24 protein-coding genes and 1 tRNA gene are annotated in these 20,577 nt (G+C 68.2%); 3 read left to right on the top strand and 22 right to left on the bottom strand.

The window, feature by feature from the left end:
* Positions 1-113 precede the first annotated feature (113 nt).
* From ACWIHT_RS25235 to ACWIHT_RS25165, 15 genes are all read right to left on the bottom strand, one after another.
* Positions 114-425, bottom strand: coding sequence for a hypothetical protein (locus tag ACWIHT_RS25235; RefSeq protein WP_456170491.1), 312 nt, complete (start codon positions 423-425; stop codon positions 114-116).
* Positions 426-454: 29 nt separating this feature from the next.
* The gene (locus ACWIHT_RS25230) at positions 455-763 is read right to left on the bottom strand and encodes a DUF4873 domain-containing protein (RefSeq protein WP_456170490.1); all 309 of its coding nucleotides are present in this window, start codon (positions 761-763) and stop codon (positions 455-457) included.
* Positions 764-811: 48 nt separating this feature from the next.
* Entirely contained in the window at positions 812-1,093 is a 282-nt protein-coding gene (locus ACWIHT_RS25225) for an HNH endonuclease (RefSeq protein WP_456170489.1), read from the bottom strand.
* 14 nt (positions 1,094-1,107) lie between these two features.
* Positions 1,108-1,686 carry a hypothetical protein gene (locus ACWIHT_RS25220; RefSeq protein WP_456170488.1) on the bottom strand — a complete coding sequence of 193 codons (579 nt, stop codon included), beginning with the start codon at positions 1,684-1,686 and terminating at the stop codon, positions 1,108-1,110.
* Between the two features lie 214 nt (positions 1,687-1,900).
* A complete protein-coding gene (locus ACWIHT_RS25215) occupies positions 1,901-2,080 on the bottom strand; it encodes a hypothetical protein (RefSeq protein ID WP_456170486.1) in 180 nt (59 codons plus the stop codon).
* Positions 2,081-2,239: 159 nt separating this feature from the next.
* Entirely contained in the window at positions 2,240-2,440 is a 201-nt protein-coding gene (locus ACWIHT_RS25210; RefSeq protein ID WP_456170485.1) for a hypothetical protein, read from the bottom strand.
* Between the two features lie 106 nt (positions 2,441-2,546).
* Positions 2,547-2,909, bottom strand: a complete 363-nt coding sequence (locus ACWIHT_RS25205) for a hypothetical protein (RefSeq protein ID WP_456170484.1) — start codon at positions 2,907-2,909, stop codon at positions 2,547-2,549.
* Entirely contained in the window at positions 2,906-3,421 is a 516-nt protein-coding gene (locus ACWIHT_RS25200; protein WP_456170483.1) for a hypothetical protein, read from the bottom strand. The genes ACWIHT_RS25205 and ACWIHT_RS25200 overlap by 4 nt, the downstream gene beginning before the upstream one ends.
* Before the next feature lie 9 nt (positions 3,422-3,430).
* Positions 3,431-3,577, bottom strand: a complete 147-nt coding sequence (locus ACWIHT_RS25195; RefSeq protein ID WP_456170481.1) for a hypothetical protein — start codon at positions 3,575-3,577, stop codon at positions 3,431-3,433.
* The gene (locus ACWIHT_RS25190) at positions 3,574-4,155 is read right to left on the bottom strand and encodes a hypothetical protein (protein ID WP_456170480.1); all 582 of its coding nucleotides are present in this window, start codon (positions 4,153-4,155) and stop codon (positions 3,574-3,576) included. The genes ACWIHT_RS25195 and ACWIHT_RS25190 overlap by 4 nt, the downstream gene beginning before the upstream one ends.
* Entirely contained in the window at positions 4,152-4,517 is a 366-nt protein-coding gene (locus tag ACWIHT_RS25185) for a DUF6907 domain-containing protein (protein WP_456170478.1), read from the bottom strand. The genes ACWIHT_RS25190 and ACWIHT_RS25185 overlap by 4 nt, the downstream gene beginning before the upstream one ends.
* Positions 4,514-4,795: a hypothetical protein gene (locus ACWIHT_RS25180; RefSeq protein WP_456170477.1), complete on the bottom strand. Its 282-nt coding sequence runs from the start codon at positions 4,793-4,795 to the stop codon at positions 4,514-4,516. Before ACWIHT_RS25180 ends, ACWIHT_RS25185 begins: the two co-directional genes overlap by 4 nt.
* Entirely contained in the window at positions 4,792-5,130 is a 339-nt protein-coding gene (locus ACWIHT_RS25175) for a hypothetical protein (protein WP_456170476.1), read from the bottom strand. The genes ACWIHT_RS25180 and ACWIHT_RS25175 overlap by 4 nt, the downstream gene beginning before the upstream one ends.
* A gap of 86 nt (positions 5,131-5,216) precedes the next feature.
* Positions 5,217-6,740, bottom strand: a complete 1,524-nt coding sequence (locus ACWIHT_RS25170) for a DUF6907 domain-containing protein (protein WP_456170475.1) — start codon at positions 6,738-6,740, stop codon at positions 5,217-5,219.
* A 148-nt stretch (positions 6,741-6,888) separates the two neighbouring features.
* Positions 6,889-7,281 carry a hypothetical protein gene (locus tag ACWIHT_RS25165; protein ID WP_456170474.1) on the bottom strand — a complete coding sequence of 131 codons (393 nt, stop codon included), beginning with the start codon at positions 7,279-7,281 and terminating at the stop codon, positions 6,889-6,891.
* Positions 7,282-7,353: 72 nt separating this feature from the next.
* On the opposite strand from ACWIHT_RS25165, the gene ACWIHT_RS25160 reads away from it, so the two are divergent.
* A tRNA-OTHER gene (locus ACWIHT_RS25160) sits at positions 7,354-7,486 on the top strand.
* 78 nt (positions 7,487-7,564) lie between these two features.
* Here the strand turns inward: ACWIHT_RS25160 and ACWIHT_RS25155 are convergent.
* From ACWIHT_RS25155 to asnB, 7 genes are all read right to left on the bottom strand, one after another.
* Positions 7,565-8,335: an IclR family transcriptional regulator gene (locus ACWIHT_RS25155; RefSeq protein WP_456170473.1), complete on the bottom strand. Its 771-nt coding sequence runs from the start codon at positions 8,333-8,335 to the stop codon at positions 7,565-7,567.
* A gap of 289 nt (positions 8,336-8,624) precedes the next feature.
* Positions 8,625-9,728, bottom strand: coding sequence for a diiron oxygenase (locus ACWIHT_RS25150; protein ID WP_456170472.1), 1,104 nt, complete (start codon positions 9,726-9,728; stop codon positions 8,625-8,627).
* 35 nt (positions 9,729-9,763) lie between these two features.
* Entirely contained in the window at positions 9,764-10,060 is a 297-nt protein-coding gene (locus ACWIHT_RS25145; RefSeq protein ID WP_456170471.1) for a PqqD family protein, read from the bottom strand.
* A complete protein-coding gene (locus tag ACWIHT_RS25140; RefSeq protein ID WP_456170470.1) occupies positions 10,060-10,842 on the bottom strand; it encodes a hypothetical protein in 783 nt (260 codons plus the stop codon). The genes ACWIHT_RS25145 and ACWIHT_RS25140 overlap by 1 nt, the downstream gene beginning before the upstream one ends.
* Before the next feature lie 636 nt (positions 10,843-11,478).
* Positions 11,479-12,321 (bottom strand): IclR family transcriptional regulator, encoded by an 843-nt coding sequence (locus tag ACWIHT_RS25135; protein WP_456170469.1) that lies wholly within the window; start codon positions 12,319-12,321, stop codon positions 11,479-11,481.
* Between the two features lie 303 nt (positions 12,322-12,624).
* A complete protein-coding gene (locus tag ACWIHT_RS25130) occupies positions 12,625-15,333 on the bottom strand; it encodes a DUF4135 domain-containing protein (RefSeq protein WP_456170468.1) in 2,709 nt (902 codons plus the stop codon).
* A gap of 15 nt (positions 15,334-15,348) precedes the next feature.
* Entirely contained in the window at positions 15,349-17,613 is a 2,265-nt protein-coding gene (gene asnB / locus ACWIHT_RS25125) for an asparagine synthase (glutamine-hydrolyzing) (RefSeq protein WP_456170467.1), read from the bottom strand.
* 419 nt (positions 17,614-18,032) lie between these two features.
* On the opposite strand from asnB, the gene ACWIHT_RS25120 reads away from it, so the two are divergent.
* Both ACWIHT_RS25120 and ACWIHT_RS25115 read left to right on the top strand, forming a co-directional pair.
* Positions 18,033-19,304 carry an MFS transporter gene (locus ACWIHT_RS25120; protein ID WP_456170466.1) on the top strand — a complete coding sequence of 424 codons (1,272 nt, stop codon included), beginning with the start codon at positions 18,033-18,035 and terminating at the stop codon, positions 19,302-19,304.
* A gap of 585 nt (positions 19,305-19,889) precedes the next feature.
* The gene (locus tag ACWIHT_RS25115; RefSeq protein ID WP_456170465.1) at positions 19,890-20,414 is read left to right on the top strand and encodes a hypothetical protein; all 525 of its coding nucleotides are present in this window, start codon (positions 19,890-19,892) and stop codon (positions 20,412-20,414) included.
* Positions 20,415-20,577: the final 163 nt, after the last annotated feature.

The raw sequence follows: 20,577 nt of genomic DNA, 5'->3' as shown, positions 1-20,577 counted from the left end.
CGTTTGTGGGGAGTCCGGCCCCCACGCCAGCTGCCTCCCTTGCCTCCCTGATTGGCCATTCCCGCAGCTCATGTACAGGGAGGCAGTAGGGGAGGCGGGTAGGGAGATCTCCCTCAGTCTTCGGTGCCTTCCTCGTCGTCGAGGTTGTCACTGCGGGACGAAATCGCCTCCATGATCCGGTCCAGGCTGACGTGCATCTTGCCGCCGTTGGTCTTGTAGGTGCCGTGCCCGGCATCGTCGAGGACGCCCTTGAGGGTCTGAGGCGACCAGTTGCCGTACTCGACCGGTTTGCGGTCCTTCAGTCCGTGCAGCACGTCGAGCGTGAGCATCTTCGGCTCGTGGCTGAGGACGGTGGCGATGTCGGCGAGATGATCGACCGGAGCGAACGCGAGGGTGCCGGCCGGCCCGGTGACGACGTACAGCACCTCGCGTCACCGCCTTCGGCTGCGCAGTCTCAGTCGCCGAACGGCACCGTCCCGCTGCCTCGGATCTCAATCGAGGTGGATTCGGCTGCGCCGCTGATGGCGATGAACTCGCCCTCCTGCTCGCTGCCTTCGATGTGCAGGCGGGCCTGGGCCGCCTGATGAATGTTCCACGCGGCGGCGCCGTCTTGCGTCTCCAGAGTTCCGTGCCATTCGGTGAGGCCCTTCATGGGCTGATGGCCTGGCACTGGCACCGATTGAACGGTGGACACCAGGGCGGCCACTACCTCGTACTCTGCCCCATCCGCAATGACGGTCGCGGGTCCGTTGTATCTGGCCATACCGCTAGTCTGGCGCGCTTTGGATACCGCCGCCATCGGCGAAGACTGCTACCACCTCAGCGTCGGCTTCTGCCTGCTGGCTTTGACGGTGGGCCGGTTGCCGCGGGCTGAGTTGCATCGTCGGTGTGCTGAGCGGGCGTTGGCGGGGTGGAGGAGGCTGCCGCCCTTGGTGAGCGGCTCGTAGTGGTCGAGGGTGAAGGCCATCGGGTGGCGGCGGCCGTCGACCTCGGTGGGGATGTTGTAGCCGCAGATCCAGCAGGGCAGGCCGAGGGCTTTCTGTTGCTTGCACAGCTCGCGGTAGGGGCGTCCGTTGCGGGGGTTGCCAGCCACGGGTGCCTCCTCGGCTACGCCTTGGGCACGGTCCAGGTGACGGGGTCGCGGCCGCCAGGGCCGTAGATGATCCGGTCGGGGCGGGTGCCCTTCGCCATGCTGAACGTGATCTTGCCGCGCAGGCAGGTGCCGGGCTGTACGGCGGTGCTCTCGACGGGGTACTCCGGCTTGGGGATGCCGGCGCCGCTGACGCCGGGTGCCTGGATCCGGGTGTCGTCGGGGTAGCCGAGGGTCCACGGGCTCTGGGCGACCATGACGTTGGTGCTGGTGGCGTCGGCGCAGACCTTGACTTCGAGGATGGCCCAGGTCGGATTGGGGAAGTCGGCGAGCGTGTTGGGGAGGTCGACCTTGGCGGGCTGGGTGTAGCTGATGACGCTGGTGGTGGCGCTGATGTGGCTGCCGTCGAGGTCGGTGTCCGACCAGTGGTGGCCGGCGCCGATGGTGAGGTCCTTGGGCTGGGCGGCCGTCGTCGTGGCCGTGCTGGTGGGCTTGGCGGCGGTCGTGGGCGCCTTGTTGTCGTCGCTGCTGGTGTTGCTGCAGGCGGTGGCGGCCGAGATGAGCAGGGCCGCGCAGGCGGCTGTGCGGGCGTTCATGGTCTCCCCCGGGGCGTGCTGATGCTGAGGGTGCATCATGGCGCCCCGTGTGGGGCGATGTGGGGTCGTGTGGCCGTCTTGTGATGTTGAGGTCCGCCGCCCGGCGCTGCACATCCCGTGGGGTCACCTCTGCCCCGGGCGTCGGGCGGCGGACGGAGACAGCGAAGCTCCAGCCAGGTTCCCCGGCTGGAGCTTCGTCGTGCGTTTGTGGCGCCTACCTGTTGGGGCCCGACAGGTCGATCCATATCTTCTTGAGCTTTCCGCGGTCTATCTCCGCGTGCAGCTGTCGTTTCCCGTCCGTGCCGTTGCTGCTGGCGGCGTCGACGAACTCCTTGAGTTCGGCGAGTGTGATCGGTCGGCTCTTGCCGTCGAGCATGTGCTGGTGTTCAGGCATGAACGAAAGGATGGGCTGTGGCGGCTTCTGTGTCACTAGCGCCTCGGGCGGTGTGTGACACGGCGAAGGCCCCGCTGGTGTGCGGGGCCTTGGGGTGTCTGTGGTGCCGTCTGAGGGCACAGTTGTACACCGAGATCGTTACACACCGCTGACCTGCGGTCAAGCAGCCGTGCGTGCGGTCCTCTTGGCGAGGAGCGCGCCGACGTCGTCGACGTCATACCAGGGCTGTCGGGGTGTGCCGCCGGACCGCTTGAGCTGGCCACGATGGACGAGCAGCCGGACACCTCCGAGGCTGATGCCGAGCTGCTGGGCGACCTGGTGTGCGGTGAGGTGGCCGGGGCGGATGTTGCGTGACTCCATGACCCCATGATGCGGCCGGGTCAGTTCTGCGGGTGTCCGCAGTCCTCGACCCACCAGCCGCACTTCGCGCAGTACGTGTGCGCGAGGCGGATCAACAGGCGTGTGATCATTCGCTGTTCACCTCCCCCGGAGAGAGGTGGATGTGCGTGTGGGTGGGGCGCTGCGGGAGGCTGTAGCTGTAGATCAACATCCCCTTCTGGGTTTCGGAAGGAGTGACGCTGACGGGCTTCTGGCCTGCGCACTTGCGGCAGGAGGGGTGCCACTCCTCCGGTGGGGGAGTGGCGGACGAATCGGACACGCGTCGGGCTGAGCGCCACAGCGCGACCGTCCCGACGACGACCACCAGGAGCACCCCGACTGCCTCGTCGACGGCGAACGCTGCACCGACCACGACCCCGGCGAGGGCGACCAAGACGCACGCGCCGGCCGCCCGCGACGGCTCCTCGGGCTCTTCCGTGGCCTTGGTCATCGCATGCGCCCGTAGGTGTTGGCGGCGATCCAGTTCGCGGCCTGCGCAAGCGGTACCGCGGCGAACCCGGCGACGCCCGCCGAGGTGCCGAGGGTGATGCCGCACCAGACTCCGCGCTTCAACTGGCCGCGCGTCTCCTCGCCCGCCTTCTTTACGGCGGCGATGAAGCAGGCGGTGAGGATGAGGACTACGCACCTGCCGGGCCCGGTCAGCGGGGTGAAGGTTGCGCGGGCGGCGAGCTGGCCGGGCTGCTCGCCGACGCCCCACAGCAGGGCTGCGTCGCCGAGCCAGTTGGACAGGCCGAGGACGGAGCTGGAGGCGGTGCCGATGAGTCCGGCGACGCCGAGGGTGGTGAGGCAGCCGTAGGACCAGGACAGCAGGAACGGCAGCAGCCGGGCCGTGTGCTTGAGGTGGTCTTTCATCAGGGGTTTGCGGCCGGGCCACCAGGTGATCAGTTGGTAGCCGAGGAGCATGAGGCCGACGGTCACGCCGCCGTACGTCACGTAGTTCACGGTGGGTCCTCAGTGCAGGATGGCGACGCCGAGCGCGGCCAGGGTGATGATCAGGGCGACGGTCCCGGTGATGCGGGGGACGTCGTGGAGCGCGACGGCGCACAGCCCGAAGAGGGCGACCAGTGCGGAGCCAGCGAAGAACAGGGCGAGGGTCACGAGCCGTCGCGGGCTGTCCGCAGGAGGCGCCGGCCGTATCCGTCGGAGACGCCGAGTCTGGTTCCGATCTCGGTTCCGGTGAGTTCCGGTTCGGTCTCCAGCCAGTTCCGGACGGTCGCGACGCGGGCCGCGAAGGTCGTGTTGCTGCTGTCGACGGTCTCGATGTCGGCCGCGCCGGTTCCGGTGGGCGGAACTGGTTCCGGTGCCGGTTCCGCCGGGGCGGAACTGACCGTGAGGGCCGGTTCCGTTGCGGGCTCGGGGTGGTCGGAGAGATGGTGGACGCGCCACAGGACGAGCGGCGCGATGGCCGACACGGAGACGACCAGGACGACGCTCACGGGCAGGAGACCGACTGCGACGAGGTGGCTCGCGGCGTTCACCGCGACGAGTGCGACGACGACCAGGAAGACGTCACGGCGGGCCCGCAGGGAGGCGATGGCGTACACGTCGAGGGCGGCCGGTACGCCGGCGGCGACGTAGGTGCCGAAGCCGCACGCGACGGCCAGTTCGTACTCGGCGGAGGCGAGGACGACGAGGACCGCGACAAGGGCGGCCCACAGGAGCGGGTCGCGCTTCACTGGTCTTCTCCCGCGAGGATCTCGGCGAGCTGACGGCCGAGGACACGCAACTGGGCGGCTGCCTCGACGAGTTCGTCGGCGAGCTGGTTGACGTCGTCGGGCGTGCAGTTGCGCGGTTCGAAGTCGGGCTCGACGTAGAGGGTGATCGACCGGTCGGTGCTGGCGAACGGGGCCTGCGTGATGAATGCCTTGAACATCACCTCGCCGCCGGGGGCGATGACCTGTTCGGGTCCGTCGTGGCTGATGTCGACCTTGAAGCCGGCGCGGGCGTCGGCGTGGCCCTTGCACCAGTCGGGCTCGTCGATCTCCAGCGGCTTGTGGACGTAGACGTTCACGATCGCGGTGCTCGGCTCGATGCTCATCGGGCACCTCCGGTCAGGATCATCGGGAGCGGCCAGTCGGTGACGTCGATCCCCTCACGCGCGGCGAGGAGGCCACGGAAGATGTACTCGCGCTCAAGGACGGAGAGCGCGGGGTTGACGATCACCGGCAGCCAGTACTCCTCGCGCGGCTCGATCCAACCCATCGGCTTGTCGGGGGTCACGGTGCGCGGGGTGTACATGAGCGCCCGGTGCGTCTTGACGACCTTGGAGAGCGGTTCCGTCAGGTACCACCAGCGGTCTCGGGTCGGGGTGCTCATCGGCCCTCACCCCGCTCGTCGGCGAGGAACGCGGCGACATCGGGGAAGGCCCGGTCGATGGAGCGGCGGGCGGCCTTGGCTTCGGCGTCGGCCTGCTCGGCGGTGAGCTTGCTGCGGAGGAAGTCGGCTTCCCAGCCGATGTCGGTGCTGGTGCCGTCGGTGACGGCGGTGAGGACGGTGTGGGCCCATCCGGCGCGGTCCCTGATTCGCTCGTCGTAGTTGTCGACGGCGTAGTCGAGGGTGAGGGTGTCGAGGACGACGGCCAGGAGCCCGCGGAGGTCGCGGGCCTCGTTCGAGGTGGGCTGCTGGGCGCAGCTGGGTACGGTGCTGGACAAGGCTGACTCCTTGTTGGGTAAGGGTCGGTCCCAGGCCCCGGGTCGGCGGTAGGACGCCGGCCTCGGGGCCGTCTACGGAATGCCGCTCAGGCGGCCTTGCTGGTCCCGCCGCGCTCGCTGGCGAGGAGGTCGGCGATCTGGCTAATGCAGGCCTGCGGGTTGGGTGACTCGGCGACGGCCTGGACGACCTCGCGGTGGAATGCGTCCAGGGCGGGGCTGCCGAGCCCGGCCGCGTTGCTCGCGGCGTGATTGGCCTCAAGCTGCTCGATGATCCGGGCAGCGTCGGCGCTTACTGCAGTGCTCACGCCTGCACCGGAACCTTCTTCACAGGCCATCTGGTAGCGCATGGTGCGCAGGCCGTCCGTGAACCGGGTGAGGTTGCCGATCACCGTGTCGAGTTCGTCGGCGTCGAGGAGGACGCCGTTCCCGCCGGAGTTGAAGGAGACCGTGGGTACGGCCTCGACGAAGTTCTCGTTGCATCCGAGCTGGGCGTAGAGCAGTTCGTCGCTGCGGCAGTCCATGCCCTCGGGGACGGGCATTACCAGCGGGGTTCCGTAGTGCTCGACGTACGTGTCTCCGTCCTCGTACTGCTCGACGACACACTCGCCGGGCTCACACCAAGACCAGTGGCTGGACTCGGCAGCAACCTGAGGCTTGGTCGTCTGCTGAGCCGTCGCCTCCTGGTGGTTGAGGAGGGCGCAGACGGCGTTCAGGCGCACGATGGGGTCCTGGCCGGCCGGGACGACGAGGATGCGCTGGCCGTCCTTGTGCTCCGCGTAGAAGGCGGTGATCTTGTTGCGGAGCTGCTCGCTGAGCGTGGAGGGGTCCAGCACCTCCATCTCCAACTGCTCCTCGGCGAGGATCGCGGCCAGCGTGTCACGCGCCTCGAACTCGTTGATGAGGCGCAACTGCTCATCGAGCTTGGCCTGGATCGCGGCGACCATGCTCCGTGCTCGGGCTGGAACGATCTCGTCGAGGTCACCGAGGTCGCTCTCGGTGGCAGCGACCAGAGTGGGGAGCCCGTCGTCGGGGTCGTTCATGATCCCAACGTGCAGGAAGGCGTCGATGCACTGTTCGGCGCAGTGCTCCGGGGCGGCGGTGCTGCCGGTGGCCATGGTGACCTGTGTTGCCAGGCCGTCCAGGCTGTTGGCGAAGGCCCGCAGCTGCCGTGCCTTTTCGTGCGTCTGCTCCGGCGTGAGGGACTCGCCCATGAAGCGGATCTCCGGGACGTCTGTGGAGATGCGCGTGAAGTCGGCCCAGATCTCGGGGTCGTCGTACGGGAGCGGTCCGCTGGGGACCGTGATGGCGTCGCCGCCGTGGTCGATGTGTCGGCCGTGCTCGTCGACCGCGTCACCGTCATCGCCGTCGATGCTGGTGCACAGGCCCGGGTACATGTGGCACGGGGGCTGCACGTAGTCCTCGCGGTGCTCGCGGGCGCCATCCTCGGTCGGCTGGCCCGCGCGGGCACGCTGCTGGTTGCTGGCGCCGGTCTGGGCGGGGCGGGCGCGGAAGGTCGCGGGGGTTTCGTCGGTGTCGACGAGGTGGGTGGTGGCGACGGAAAGGGCGGTCTTGTTCTGCATGATCTCGGTCCCCTCAGGCTTGGTTGTCATCGCTCTTCTCCTGGTAGTCGGCCCGCCGGGGTTGAGCCAGCCACCCCGTCTCCGTTTGAGGGAGCGCGCGAGAATGGCTCGGCCCAACTCCGTTACCGGGCGGTAAAATTCGCGCTTCAGGTGCGCGGACCGGGTGGCTGGTGTGGGACTAGGCGGCGGCCGTGAAGGCAGCGATACGGGCGACGGCGGCGCGGTACTCGGCCTTACGCGGCGAGTAGGCGGCGACGAGGGTGCACACCTGGGGGAGGGTGTAGCGGCCGACCGAGTGGGTGCGGCGGGCGCGGCCCCCGGCAACGGTCCGCTTGGTGCGGGCCGTTGCGGCGGGGGCGAGGCCGAGGCGCTTGGCGACCGTACGGAGGCCGTTGGCGACGCCGGTCACCGTGTCCTTCGCGACGCCGGCCGCCAGGCCGATGGTGGCGAGGGAACGGGGGCGGCGTCGGCAGCTCGCGGCGAGACGGGTCTCGGCCGAGCGGGCGCGGAGGGTGGCGCGAAGTACACGGCGCGTGGCGCGGTGCTCGCGGCGGATGGCAGAGTTCTGCACAGCGATCTCCTGATGATGCAGGTAGGTCGTAGGCCCTGTGCCGGTGGGACTTGGCGGAAACACCGGCGCGGGGCCGCTTGCGTAAGCGGTGTCGCTTGCTCAAATCGTAGAGGGTCGCGGTCGGTCGCGCAAGTACGTGGAGTCACTTACTCGCGTTGAACTCGTAATGCGTAGGTCTCGGGTTCGAATCCCGAAGGCGGCTCCATGGTGAACCCCAGGTCAGGTTTCTGACCTGGGGTTTCTTTTTGGTGGTCCGTATGTGAGCTGATGTCGGCTGATGCCCTTACAGGGGGCGTCCGATCGACACCGTTTCGCACCCCAGGTCCGCGGACATGCGGCGGGCGCAGTCCAGTAACGCGCCGCGGAGGTGTTCACGTCCGTCGTCGCCGAGGCCGGTCAGGCCGACGGCGAGGGTGACGCTGGCGCAGACCTGTTCCGTCGACGTACGGATCGGGGCCGAAACCTCCCAGATGTTCCAGTCCAGTTCGTTCTCGCAGGTGTCGTAGCCCCGGGACCGTGCGATCGAGAGGCGTTCCATCACCGCGCCGTCGTTGGTGGGCGTGCTTCTGGTGAATGCTGTCAGCGGGCGGGCCGTCAGGACGCGCCGGGCGGTGGCCTCGTCCAGGTACGCCAGGAGGATGCGGGCGGCCGCGGACGCGTGGGGCGGCATGACCTGGCCGACGCAGGCGAAGAGCGGCTGGTGGTGACGTCCCTCCACCAGTTCGGTACAGACAGGTGAGTTGCCGAACAACTCGGTCAGGAAAACCGTTCCGCCCGTCTTCTCCGCGAGTTCGGGTATCGCGGGATGGGGGGTCGCGAGGCCGGAGCCCCTGGGGGTGGCGTCCTCTCCGAAGGCCCGTGCCGCGGGGCCGAGGAAGTAGCGTCTGTTCGTCGGTGATCTGCTGAGGAAGCGCTCCTCCTCAAGCATCGCGAGCATCCGGTGCATGCTCCCGAGCGGGACGTCCAGAGCGAGGGAGAGATCTTGCAGTCTCATTCCCTCCTCGGCGGCGGCGACGGATCGCAGCACGCTCAGCACCCGCACCACTAACTGCATCACAGACCCCCCTGCCTTGCGGTTGATGTGGACTGTACATTCCACCAACAGGCACGGGCATTCGAGATTTCCACTTCTCGGCCAACGAGCTCCTGGAAGATCGCCGACAACACGCCCTGTAGTGATCTTGGCGGGTGCTTCGCGGGCTGTCCAGCTTGGTGCGGTGGCCCGGTGATCCGGTGGACCGTCTCAACAACCCAGCTGTGCAAGGGATTTGGCGTGACGGGCGGACCTGTACCACAGGGAAGGGCGCGTCGGGGACGTCGGGGACGTCGGGGACGTCGGGACCTCAGCCGAGGTAGCCGTACGAGTGCAGTTCATCCTTGGCCTTCGGATCGGCGAAGGCCCCCACCGCTTCGAAGTAGCGTCTGGTCATCCGGGACGTGGCACGTGCGTGAGCGTTCAGGATCTCGGGCGAGTAGACCTCCGCGAGCGTCTGCTCGACGGCGTCGGAGTCCATTCCGTAGCTCGCCAGTTCGGCGCCCATGGCCACCAGGTCGGGGCGGAGGAAGGCGTCCATGAGACGCGGTACGAGTACGCCCACGAGTCGGCGCTCGGTACCTTCGAGCTGTGCCCACAGACGGCGCAGCAGCATGGCGAAGTACGCGTGGTGACGTCCCTCGTCCGAGGCGTGGTCGCGGATCGTCTCACGGACCGCGGGTACGATCCCGTCGCTGTCGGGCAGTTCCGCGAGGCTCGCGGAGATGAGCGTCTCCGAGACGATGACGAAGAGCAGTTCCGCCAGTGGCCGCTCGGCCGGCGCCAGTTCGTCGAGGATCTGGCGCAGTCTGCGCAGAAAGAACGGCTCCTCGGGCAGCATCGGCACGACCCCGGTCCGCTGCGCGACCTGGCGCCGTAAGTCGACCGAGAACAAGGTGTGATACGCCTCGTCGCAGTACATCTTCCAGGCGTCGAAGCGCATTTCGTCCGGCAGATGGAGTCCCACCGAGCCCTCGGCGAGTCCCAGCACCGTCCGGTTCACGACCAGGAACTCCAGTTTCGCCGTGAAGTGCAGGTAGCGGTACAGGTGCTGGATCAACAACTCGCCGAAGACCTCTTCGGGTAGTTCCTTGACCAAGGGGTGCTTGGCCACCGGGACGAGATCCGGTGCGAAGAAGTGGAGTCGCGTGTCCTGCTCCTGGACCATCCGGCGCGGTGCCGTTCGTACGCTGGCACGCTCGTACCAGGTCTGGAAGGGGCTCCGGTATGCGGTCTCCTCCTCGGCGGTGGCCTCGGGAGTGGCCTTCCCGTCGGTTCTGTCGGTTCTGTTGGATCCATCGGTTCCGTCGGTTCCGTCGTTCTCCGCCGGGTTCGTCTCGTCCCGCGTCAACAGGGTCCGGGGGCAGTAGGAAAGGGCAGCGCATCCCACGAACATTCCGACCGTCCCGCACATCTCCGACTCCCTGTGTATGCCTGTATGCCGACCGGCTATCCGGCCGGACTCTCCATGCGGACCATCCCCAACTCGTGCAAGCGGCCCAGCAGTTCGAGACTGTCCGCTACGGCCTCGTCGACCGGGATGCCGTACGTGGCGGCGAGCTGTTCGCCGATGGCGTGCACGGTCGTCCCGCCGTCCACCCGCCTGAAGATGAACTCGGCTACGGCGTCCAGTTCGAGGGCGTCGTCCCGGCGGGCGATGAGCAGTACTCCGCGGAACCTGCGCACCCGTACATCGGGCGCCCTGCCGAGCAGACTCGACGCGGACGGGCCAGGCTGCTCGGCCATCAGACCTCGATCTCGGGGAACAGCCGGTGGCACAGCCGTACGACCTGGGTGACCCAGCCCTCGGGAGCGGCGGGGTCGAAGTCGCGCATCGTCTCCAGGGCCCAGTACTCCTCGAACGACAGCTGCTTGGGCGACGCCTCCCGGAACCGGCGTGCCCGCCACTTGGGCTGCCAGTAGCCGTAGACACCGTGACTCTCCAGCAGGGCGTCGACGATGTGCCCCAGCGCGCGGCGGGCGGAGAGAACGGCGGACTCCGTGTCGCCGGCGGCCAGTTGCCCCAGGGCGTCCTCCAAGGAGCCGTCCGCGTCGGCCAGCGACCGGGTGGTGGCGAACGCCTTGAAGGCCGATGCCTCGATCTCCTCGCGGCGCCGGCGTACCCACTCCTCACCGCTGAGGACCAGGCAGCTCAAGACGCGTTCCAGCGCGAGTTCCTCCGCGGCGCCGAAGATCTTGGGCGAGGACGTACCCCCTTCGTACCGTTCCCACCCGACCTTCGCGATCATCTGGTCGTAGTGGGTGTCCATCCAGTACTTGATCTCCCAGCGGCGATCGTCGACGTAGATGCCGACCGTGGGGACCGAGTCCGGGGTCAACGCCACCGACAGCGGGCCCGGGTCGCCGCCCTGCCAGTGGTCCCGGGTGATGACGTGGAAGTCGAAGTCGCTGCTGTCGTTGGCCCAGCCGCGGGCGACGGACCCCACGCACAGCACGGCCAACCGGTCGTCGGGGAGCAGCGCCCTGCGCTCCATTTCCTCAAGGCAACCGCTTAGATCAACGTTCATCAGCGTTCCTCGCCCAGGTTGTTCGGAAAGGGACAAGTGGTGGCAAAGGGTGGCGGCGGGTATCGCCCAGGGCTGTGGGCGGCCTCGCCTTGTCACGGGAGTTCGGGACCGGCCGCGCCGCGGAGCCGTGCCTCACCGTCCGGTCGCGCACGGCAGGGTGGCACGTCAGTGGTCCGGACCCCCTCCCGCTGTCGCACGGTGCGGTCCCGGCAGGCCGACGAGCGGCGATGCTCGCACGGTCGTCGACGGCTCCACAACCAGCGGTCCCCGTGGTGCGTCGATCCCCCGCGCCTCTTCCGCCGCACGGAAGTACCCGGAGCGACGGTTGGCCGAGTGACGGTTGGCTGAGTGACGGGTCGTCATCGGTCCGAACTCGTCACCGTCGTACACGGGGCCAACAACCTCAAGCCGACCGAGGGCATGTTCCTCGACACCGCGCGCGAGGTGGCCTCGGAGTATTCGGAATATGAGGTGGCCTCGGAATACTCGGGGTACTCCGAGTACTCGGAGTGTCCGGACGTCGAACCGTGCGATCCGCCGTGGCGGCCAGCCGGGGGCCGGTCGGCGGCCTCGACAGTCCCGGTGGGCGGGGTGAGTGGCACGGGGGCCGCGCGCACGGTCCGCCTCTCGGCCGTGTCAACTCGCCACCCGGGTGCGGGAGGCGCCGTACGAGGAGCACGGTTGGCCCCCGATCGGCACCGCGGGCCGGACCGTGGCCGGGGCGGGGGCGGAGCTGCCGAGGTCGGCCGCCAGCAGGTCCGCGGACTCCAGGACGAGGCTTCTGATGCGGTCACGCGTACCACCGTGCTCGACGTGGCTGCCGAGAGCGACGACGGTGACGCTGGCCTGGATCTGACCTGATCCGTCCCGCACCGGGGCCGACAAGGACCAGACTTCGCTCTCGAACTCGTCGTACGAGACGCCGTATCCATGACGGCGGGTCAGCAGCAGGTGCTGAAGGACCTCGTGCACCCCCCTCGGCGTCCGGGAGGTGAAGGGGGTGAACTCGTGTTCCGCGAAGAGTCGCCGGACCTGGTGCGCGGGCATGTCCGCGAGGAGGGTGCGGCCTGCTGACGTCGCGTGGATCGGCAGCGTCTTCCCCACCTGAGTGGAAATGCCCGTGCCCGAATTGCCATTGACGCGTGCCGTGCAGACCGCCTGGTTTCCACTGAGTTCTGACAGAAGAACGACTTCGCGCGCTTCTTCCGCGAGGTGGGAGAGTTCCCGGTGGGACCGATCGGCGACCGAGACGACACCTTTCTTCGCGCTCGTCCCGATCTCCCACGCCGCGAGTCCGATGAAGTACCGTCTGCTGGTCTCGGACCGGGTGATGAACTGTTGCTCCCGCAGGACCGCGAGCAGTCTGTGCATACTCGCGATCGGCACATCCAGCCGGTCGCATATCTGCTGGAAAGTCAGGCCGTCTCGTTCCTGCGAGAGCACCTCTAACACGTTCAGTGTGCGTTTGACTAACTGCATTGCCCGCCCCCATGGCGTTCGGACACTCACAGTTGCCCGGCGGTGCCGTTGGCCTCGCCGTGCCATGACATCCGGCCCAATGACTGGACTTCGAACACCTGACCGGATCTCTGCTCTTGGATGCCGATGCTACACGCTGGTACTCAGTGGCCCCATGAGATGAATCGACACAACAACTCCCTTCCGTGGAACGGAAATACGTCTGATCTCCATCGACATAGCTCCGTCCATTGGGCAGGTCGCGAGCATGACTCAAAACCGCCGGTGGCCCGATAGCTTCGTCGCGGTCCGTGGCGTGGGCGGTCAGTGGTGTTTCGGCGGAGTCCCGGCCGCGGCGGCTGCCGGATCGGGCAGGAGGGCGCTGGGTACCCGCTCGGGTGCCAGCGCGCGGAGGAGTCCGTAGCCGATCCCGGACGCGCCGGAAAGGAATCCCGGAGTCCAGATGCCGCTCGGGACCCCGTAGTTGCGCCAGTCCTCCACCGGGGCCGCGACCACGCGGTCGAGGGTGTGCCGCGCACAGGTCACGGCTTCCTCGTCGTGGAAGGCCTCGCCCGCTCTCAGCAACGCCTCAGCCATTCCCATGGCTCCGTGGCACAGGGAGTCGTCCCCGATGCCTCTCGCCAGCGCGGTGCGCACGTACGCCATGTCCGGTCCGGCGAGCTTCGCGGCGTCCATCATCAGCGTCGTCCCGTTCGGGAGGTCGCGTACCGCGTCGGCCACGCCGACCCGGGCGAGCAACGAGCCTGCCGCGCCCGAGCACCATGAGGCCGAGCTGTTGCCGGAGCCGCTGCCGGAGCTGTTGCCGGAGTCGTGCAGCAGTGCGCTCAGTACGGTACCGGGCAGCTCGGTGCCGCCGAATCGCGCGCAGTGCGCCAAGGCGTGTGCGATACCCGGAGTCCCGAACGCGTAGCCGCTGCCGGGTGGCGGCGCCTTAGGGGTTCCGTCCGGCCGGTGGTCCGTGTCCGTGTCCGTGTTCGTATCCGTGTCCGTGTCCGTATCGGGAGGGTCGGTCTCCAGCAGGCCTGTGATCCGGGACGTCAACAACTTGCCGACCTGGTGCGCCGCGGCCTCGGCCTCGCCGCCGGGGCGCGCGGCGGCGAGGCCGAGGAGGACCAGAGCCGCTCCGGCTGTTCCCTCGTTCACGTCCAGGGCCGGGCTCGCCTCGAAGTTGAGCACCATGGCCGGGACGAGTCGTTCGGCGAGATCAAGGAGGCCGGGCTGTCGCCATACGTCCCCGAGGCGGGTGAGCACACGGACGAAGCCCCCGAGATCGCCGTACGCTCCGGGCTCCATGCCGAGCAGGAACTCCGGTTCGGGAATGGCGTCGGGATCCGTCAGTACGGCCACGACGTCCTCCGCCAGTGCGCGAAAGCGCGCATGTCCGCTGATGGCGGCGAGTTCGGCGAGGAACAGGACGATGCCCGAGACACCCGCTCCGAGGCCGAGGCCGCTGGGACCGATGGTCCAGTACCTGCTGCCCACGGGCTGCACGGACGGCCACTCCACCGTGCCGTCCCCTCCCCGGACGGCACGCGAGAGCAGGGAGTCTCCCAGTCGGACCGCCGCGTCGAGCAGTGCTTCGGGGGTCGCGGAACGACGGTCGCCGGCACTGTTTCCCGGGCGTGGCTCGTGCATCCGAGGGCTGTTGCCCGGCCGTGGTTCGCGCCTCTGAGCGGGGCGGCCCGGGTGTGGTTCGTGCCTCTGAGCGGGGTAGCCCGGGTGTGGTTCGTGCCTCCGGGCGGGCAGGCCCGGCCGATGGCCGGCAAGCACCGCGAAGGATGCCTCGATGAACCAGGTCTGGCGCCGCAGGTCCTCCTCGTCGAAGCGAACGAGCCGCTCGCGGGCCGCGTCGAGACCGGACTGCCGGAGGAAGCCGGGCACGATCGGCCCGGTGTCGTCGAACAGGGCCGTGTTGTCGGTGTCGGCGAAGAAGACGGGGATGTCCCCGAGTTCCAGTTGCCGCCGCTCGGAACGCAACAGTTCGGGATACCGGTCCGCGAGCCGGTGGGGCGAGGGCGCCTCGGTGAGCGCGGTCAGGAGCTGTGCGCCGGTCGCGCCCCGCTGGTGCTGATCACGGAGTGAGCGGTAGACGGACGTGTGCCGCAGCACCTGCCGCACCTCGTCCCCCGCGAACGCCCGCAGCGGGCCGTCGGGCGCCAGCAGGTCGTCCCGCCTTCCGCACAGCAGGCGATACGTTTCCTGGAAACCCGTCACGACATGGTCGCCGTACGGCAGCGGGTCCACGGTTTCGCCCCGCAGGACGGGGCGGTTCGGCCCGTGTCCTCCGGCCAGACCGCTCGACTCCGTGGCGCGTTCACCGCTGTCGTCGATCTCGACCAGGCACTGCGGGGCGAGTCCCACCGCGAGGGCGGAGTTCTGTAGGGCGGTGTCCACGGCATCCGGGCCATGGTCTTCGGGGGAGGAGACATCGGCTCGGAACTGTGCCTCCAGGTCCACGAAGACCGGATGCTCGCCGTCCGCGATGACGTTCTCGTCGTGCATGTCGTACGCGCCGATGAGGTGGAACAGGGCCAGCCAGGCGCCGGAACGCCAGTAGAACCTGCGGACGCCTTCCTCGTCGGCGCAGGGCCGCGGGGTGACGAAGGCGCACCAGCCGTAGCCGGTCCGTGCCTCGACGTGCGACGCCCGCAGGGCATGCCGGGGCTTGTGTCCGTTGAACCACCTGATCATCTCGTTGAGGTGGCACTCCGCGTCGAGGCTCCGCGGCTTGTACACGAGCCGGGTCCCGTCGGCGAAGCGCACGATGTTCACGGTGCGGCCGCCCCGGTGCGGATCACCGACGTCGAAGTGCACGTCCACCACGTCGTCGAGACCGTCGGCCGTGACGCCGAAGGAGCCGCGCAGCAGCGGCAGATCCTCGACGAGGCGCTGCTCGAACTCGGCCCTGGCCTCCGCGCGGAGGCCGTCGGCCGGTGAAGAAGACGGCAGGAACGGAATGGACGGAATGGATGGAATGGACGGGATAGGCGGAATGGGCGGCAGGGACGGCATGGTTTCCGTGATTCCTCAGGAGTGTGCCGCGGCTGCGGCACCGCTCGGCACCCGGGCAACCGGGGGAGCGGACGGGACGGCCTCCACCAGACCGGCCTCCACCAGACCGGCCTCCAGGGCCTGTTCCAGGAAGGACGTGGCCTCGGCCAGGGTGCAGCCGACCTCGAACAGCACGTCGCTCAGCGGTCTGTCGCCGTCGAGGGCGAGCAGCAGTGCCGCGCCGAACGGCTCCTCCCGGTCGTCGAGTACGAACTCGCAGGTGCCGGAGACGAGGACGTACCAGGTCCCGGGGTCGGCCGGGGCGTGGGTCAGGAGAACGTCCTCGGGAAGCCGGTAGTGGCCGTCCGGGGCGATGCCCGCGCGGTCCAGGACCCGGTCCGCGATGTCCTGTGCGTGCGTCTCCCACTCGTCGTGCACCGGGAGTTCCAGGACCTTCGGGCCGGCGGGCCACTCGATCGGCGGCGCGGGGAGATCCGCCGTCATCCGCTCCAGGAGACCGAGGTTGACGATCCGGAGCAGTGACTCGACCCCCGCGGTGTCCGGTTGCTTCGCGAGTGCGGCCAGTTCGTTCCGTACGGCGGTCGCGTCGACGAGATCGCGGGCCCGCGCGGACGACAGCGCCTCCTCCACCAGCGCACCGTTGTCCTGCGCCAGCATGCGCACGAACGTGCGGTACGTGTGGGAAGCTCCCTCGCCGATGTAGAAGGGCATCTTGGGACGGTCGAGAACCTCCTGCGGGAGGATGCCCACCATGGCTCTGCGCAGGATGTTCTTGTTCCACAGCAGTGCTTCGCGCCGCCGCCGGGGAATGGACGCCGAGAGTTCGACCAGCCGGTGGTCGAGGAACGGCACCCGGGCTTCGATGCCGTTGCCCGCCGCGGTGCGGTCCTCGTGCCAGACGTTGTACTGCTGGATGCTGCGGTGCTTCCAGCGCAGGAACTCCGCGTACGGGTCGTCGATCCGCCGCCCCGCCGCCGCGTGAGCGGCCTCGTCCTTGAGGAGCGGGGCAGCGGGGGTGTCCCACCACTGGCCGAGCTGGGGGCGACCGTCGAGGGACTGGCGCCGCGCCAGGGCACTGATGTTGCGGGTGAAGTCCTGCCAGTCCCCGCCGACGGCGTATCCCGGGCTGTACCCCCCGTTGAACTCGTCCGAGGCGGCGCCCAGCAGCATGCCGCGCAGCTCCGGATAGGTCTGCTTGGCGAAGCGGTGCAGCTCGTACTTGTAGAACTGCTCCGGTCCGCACAGCGGGGACTCCAGCAGCCACAACAGGCGCTTCCACTCGGCGACATCCGGTACGCGCTCCGCGGGAAAGAGCACCTGGTGGTGGGGCAGTCCCAACCCGCGGGCCGTGCGGTGGGCCCCCTCGGCGTCCCGGTTGAGCAGGGTGGCGGCGGTGAGCGCGGAGAACGTCGGCAGACCCTCGTAGCCCGAAAGGGCCGCGACGGCGGCGGAGTCGATACCGCCGCTGAGGAAGAGCCCCAGTTCGGTGTCGGCGGTCGCGCAGTCCCGGACGGAGGCGGCGAGCAGGTCGCGGTACTCGGTGACGTACTCCTCGTCGGAGGCGTCGGAGTCGTCGTCCGCGTCGGGGAGCGACCAGTACTGGTGGGTCGTGGTGCTGCCGTCGCGCAGACCGACGCACATGATGGTCGCCGCCGGCACCAGGTCGATGTCCTCGAACCAGGTGACCACCGGGTCGTGCGTGAAGGAGGGCGTCGAGTTCAGGCCGTAGTCGGCGAGCGAGCGGATCCAGTCCAGCCGACGTGGGGTCGCGGGGTCCGCGAACAGGGCCTTGATCTCGGAGGCGAACAGCAGCCGTTGTCGGTCGCGGTGGTAGTACAGCGGCTTGATGCCGAAACGATCACGGCACAGCAGAATACGGTCGCGTGTCTTGTCCCAGAGCACTACGGCGAACATGCCGTTGACCTGGTCGAGGAACCGCAGGCCGTCCCTGCGGTAGAGGTGCATCAGCACCTCGCAGTCCGACCCGGTCCGCATCCGCGTCCCGGCCGGCAGGGTCGCCTCCAGCTCACGGTGGTTGTAGATCTCGCCGTTGGCTATCAGCACGAGGGACCCGTCGTCGCTGACGAACGGCTGCCCTCCGTCAGTGGGATCGACGAGCGACAACCGCGTGAAGGCCAGGCCCACCGGCCCGTCCCGCAGCGTTCGTTCGTCGTCGGGCCCCCGGTGGGACAGCACTCGGACCAGTTCGGTGAGCAAGGCATCGGCGCCGTCGCCCAGATGGGTTCCATCGATTCGCGCGACGCCTGAGATGCCGCACATGCTCTCACCTCTGTGTGAACCGTGCCCCGAGTCGGAGGCCTTCGAGAACAGATAGGGACAGATGGGAATGGATAGGAGCAGATCGGAAGGGATCGGAAGGGATCGGAAGAAGGAAGGGTGTCAGTCACGCCCGCTGAGAACAGCGGGCGTGACACGACGTCACTTCGTCTGCGCGAGAATGGTGCCGGCGGTGACGGTCTTGGTGCTGGGCTTCGTGTACTTCTGCATTGTGTTCACCTCCCCCGGTATTCGATGGGTGGCTCAGAACCTATTCAGTGGAGCGGCCTCCGGACAGGGATTCATCCAGCGTCTTCCATGCGGCGGAAATTGTTTGTCGCCGGTTTCCGGGGTGTCGCGCGCCGTCGTGGGTTGACCTGCTTCGATCGGTGTGGGACAACCCGAACGCTAAAGTGCGGGCCATGAGCCAAGGCGGTCGAAACCATCCACTGGCCCCCCTGCGGGAACGACGTTTTCTGATGTTCTGGGCGGGGCAGACAATCTCCTTTGCGGGTAACTCGGTATTCCCCGTGGCCCTCACGCTTCATCTGGCCGGAGACGTGGGTTCGGCCACCTCGCTGGGGCTCGTGCTGGCCGCCATGGCGCTGTCCGAGAGCATGTTCTACCTCGTCGGGGGTGTGTGGGCCGACCGGCTGCCCCGGCACCTGCTCATGGCGGGATGCGACACCGTCAGGGCCGTCGTCCAGACGGTGGCCGGGCTGGCCCTCGTGCAGGGCCTGGCGGGGACCGGTGTACTCGCTTTCGCCGCCGCGTTACTGGGGGCCTGCGTCGGGGTGTTCGCACCCGCCTCCAGCGGAGTGGTCGTAGCACTGGCGACGAAGGAGCGCCTGCCCGAGGCCAATGCCCTGATGACCGTGTCGCGGAGGACCGCCCTGCTGCTGGGACCGTTGCTCGCCACGACGCTGACGTTGACCGTGGGGGCGGGCTGGGCACTGGTCCTCGACGGCGCGACCTTCGCCGTCAGCGCCACCACCCTGGTGTTCCTGAACATCCCCCGCCGCGCACGGACCGTCTCCGGACGCTTCCTCGGGGAAGTGGCCGAGGGGTGGCGTGCCGTGCGGGCCAGGCCGTGGCTGGAGGCCAATCTCACCGTCCACGGACTGTGGAATCTGGCCCGCACGGCCTACTTCACGGTCGGCCCGGTCATCGTCATCGCGCATCTGGGAGGCACCGCCGCCTGGGGCACGATCGTCCAGTGCTCAACGATCGGAGCTCTGTGCGGGGCGTTGCTGGCCCTGCGGCTGCGGCCACGCCACCCGTTGGTGGCCGCGAACATCGGCCTCGCGCTGGGCGGCGTTCCACTGATCCTCATAGCCGTGCGCGCGCCGACACCCGCCATAGCCGTCGGTGCCGCTGTCATGTCGGCGGGCCTCGGCCTTCTGGGACCTCTCTGGGACACCCTGGTGCAACAGCGGATACCGGAGAACCTGCTGTCCCGCGTCGCCTCGTTCGACTGGCTGGTCTCCAGCGCGCTGGTGCCTGTCGGAATGGCTTTGGCGGGCCCCCTCGCGAGCCTCGTCGGTGCCGTGCCCGTCCTGACCGCGGCAGCCGTGATCATGACCGTACCGGCCCTGGCCGTGCTCGGCCGTCCCGCCCTGCGGAACGCGGACGCCGACGTGCGCGAGCAGGAATCCGAGGAACCCGCCGTGCGACAGGCCGACGCGCCCAACTGAGCCGGCCTGTGGGTTTCTGCCGCGCGCGGTTGATGTGGGAAGGGCGGATTATTACGGCGACTGGCCCGCGGGGCCGCGTGGTTTCCGCCTTCCGCGCCGGCGATCGGTCCGGTCAGTCCGGTCGGTCCGGTCGGTCCTGGCCCTGCATACCGATGACGCCGTGGCCGCCACAGCGACCAACCTGGGAATTGCGCCGACGGCCGCGCGCCTGTTCCGCCGCGCCCCTCAATGAACGGTTCGACAAGAAATGACCGAGCCGACCGTGTTGACCGAGCCGACCTGAGCGCGAACTGGCGCGGGCTCCTTCGCGGCTACGGCTACGGCACTTGGTTCTGGGGGGGTCCGCACCGGTTCGGATGGATCTTCCTGCCGCACCAGCGATCACTACCAAACTAACGGGGATTCAGGGCAGGGAGGCGAGCACGCTCGACTCCCTACTGCCTGGTGTTCCGGAATAGTGACCTGCTATTCACTGACGACCAGGTCGTCAAGGTTATACGGACCAGATTTCTCTCGGCGGGGAACGGTGTGCGAACGGTCGCTAGGCATCTATTCAAGAACTCGACGCACCAGTATGCTCCGACTATGGCAGCGCCTGTCCGGAATCCGCCCAACGTCCTGTTCTCGTTCGCTGGTGCGGTCGTTTTCGTTGCTGGTCTGGGACTGATGGTATTTGGATTGGTCGAAGTTGTTCGTGGGTTCGCCGACACCGACGCCATCCATCAGTTAAACGGCGGTTCCGGCCCTGACTATCGCCAGGATCAACTGAAGCCGATCATCAATGGCATGTCGGCCCTCTTTGTCGGCGGTACGGTACTGACGGTCGGCCGCTATCTGTGGCGTGGCGCGCGCCGGCGTGGCTGGCGGGACCGGCTGGGCCGACTCTTGATCATCATCGGGTATCTCGTTATCGGCGTTGCGCTCTATGTCGGCACCCGGTTCATGGTGGCGATGGCGGGAGCGAACAGCGGGGACGAAGCGCAGCAGATCTCAACCAACTATTTGATCGCGGTCGGCGCGATCGGATTCCCCGGCGCGCTGCTGGTATTCCTGGGGCTACGACTGGCTAGAGAGGTTCCGCTGATGGGAGTCTCCGTGACCGCGGAGTAGGGATCTTGGATTTCGGCTCATCACCGAATCGAGGTCCGAGAAGTGGTAATCCTTGTCACTCCACGGCCTCGGAAGCCACTGCCCGCGCTGCCCGGTGGTCGTGTTCGAAGGCGTTGCCGAGAGCGCTCAGCCGCTCGATCACCTCGGCGGTATGTGGGTCGTC

Source organism: Streptomyces sp. NPDC002276 (assembly GCF_053891435.1).
This window is presented reverse-complemented; position numbering and strand designations above follow the sequence as displayed.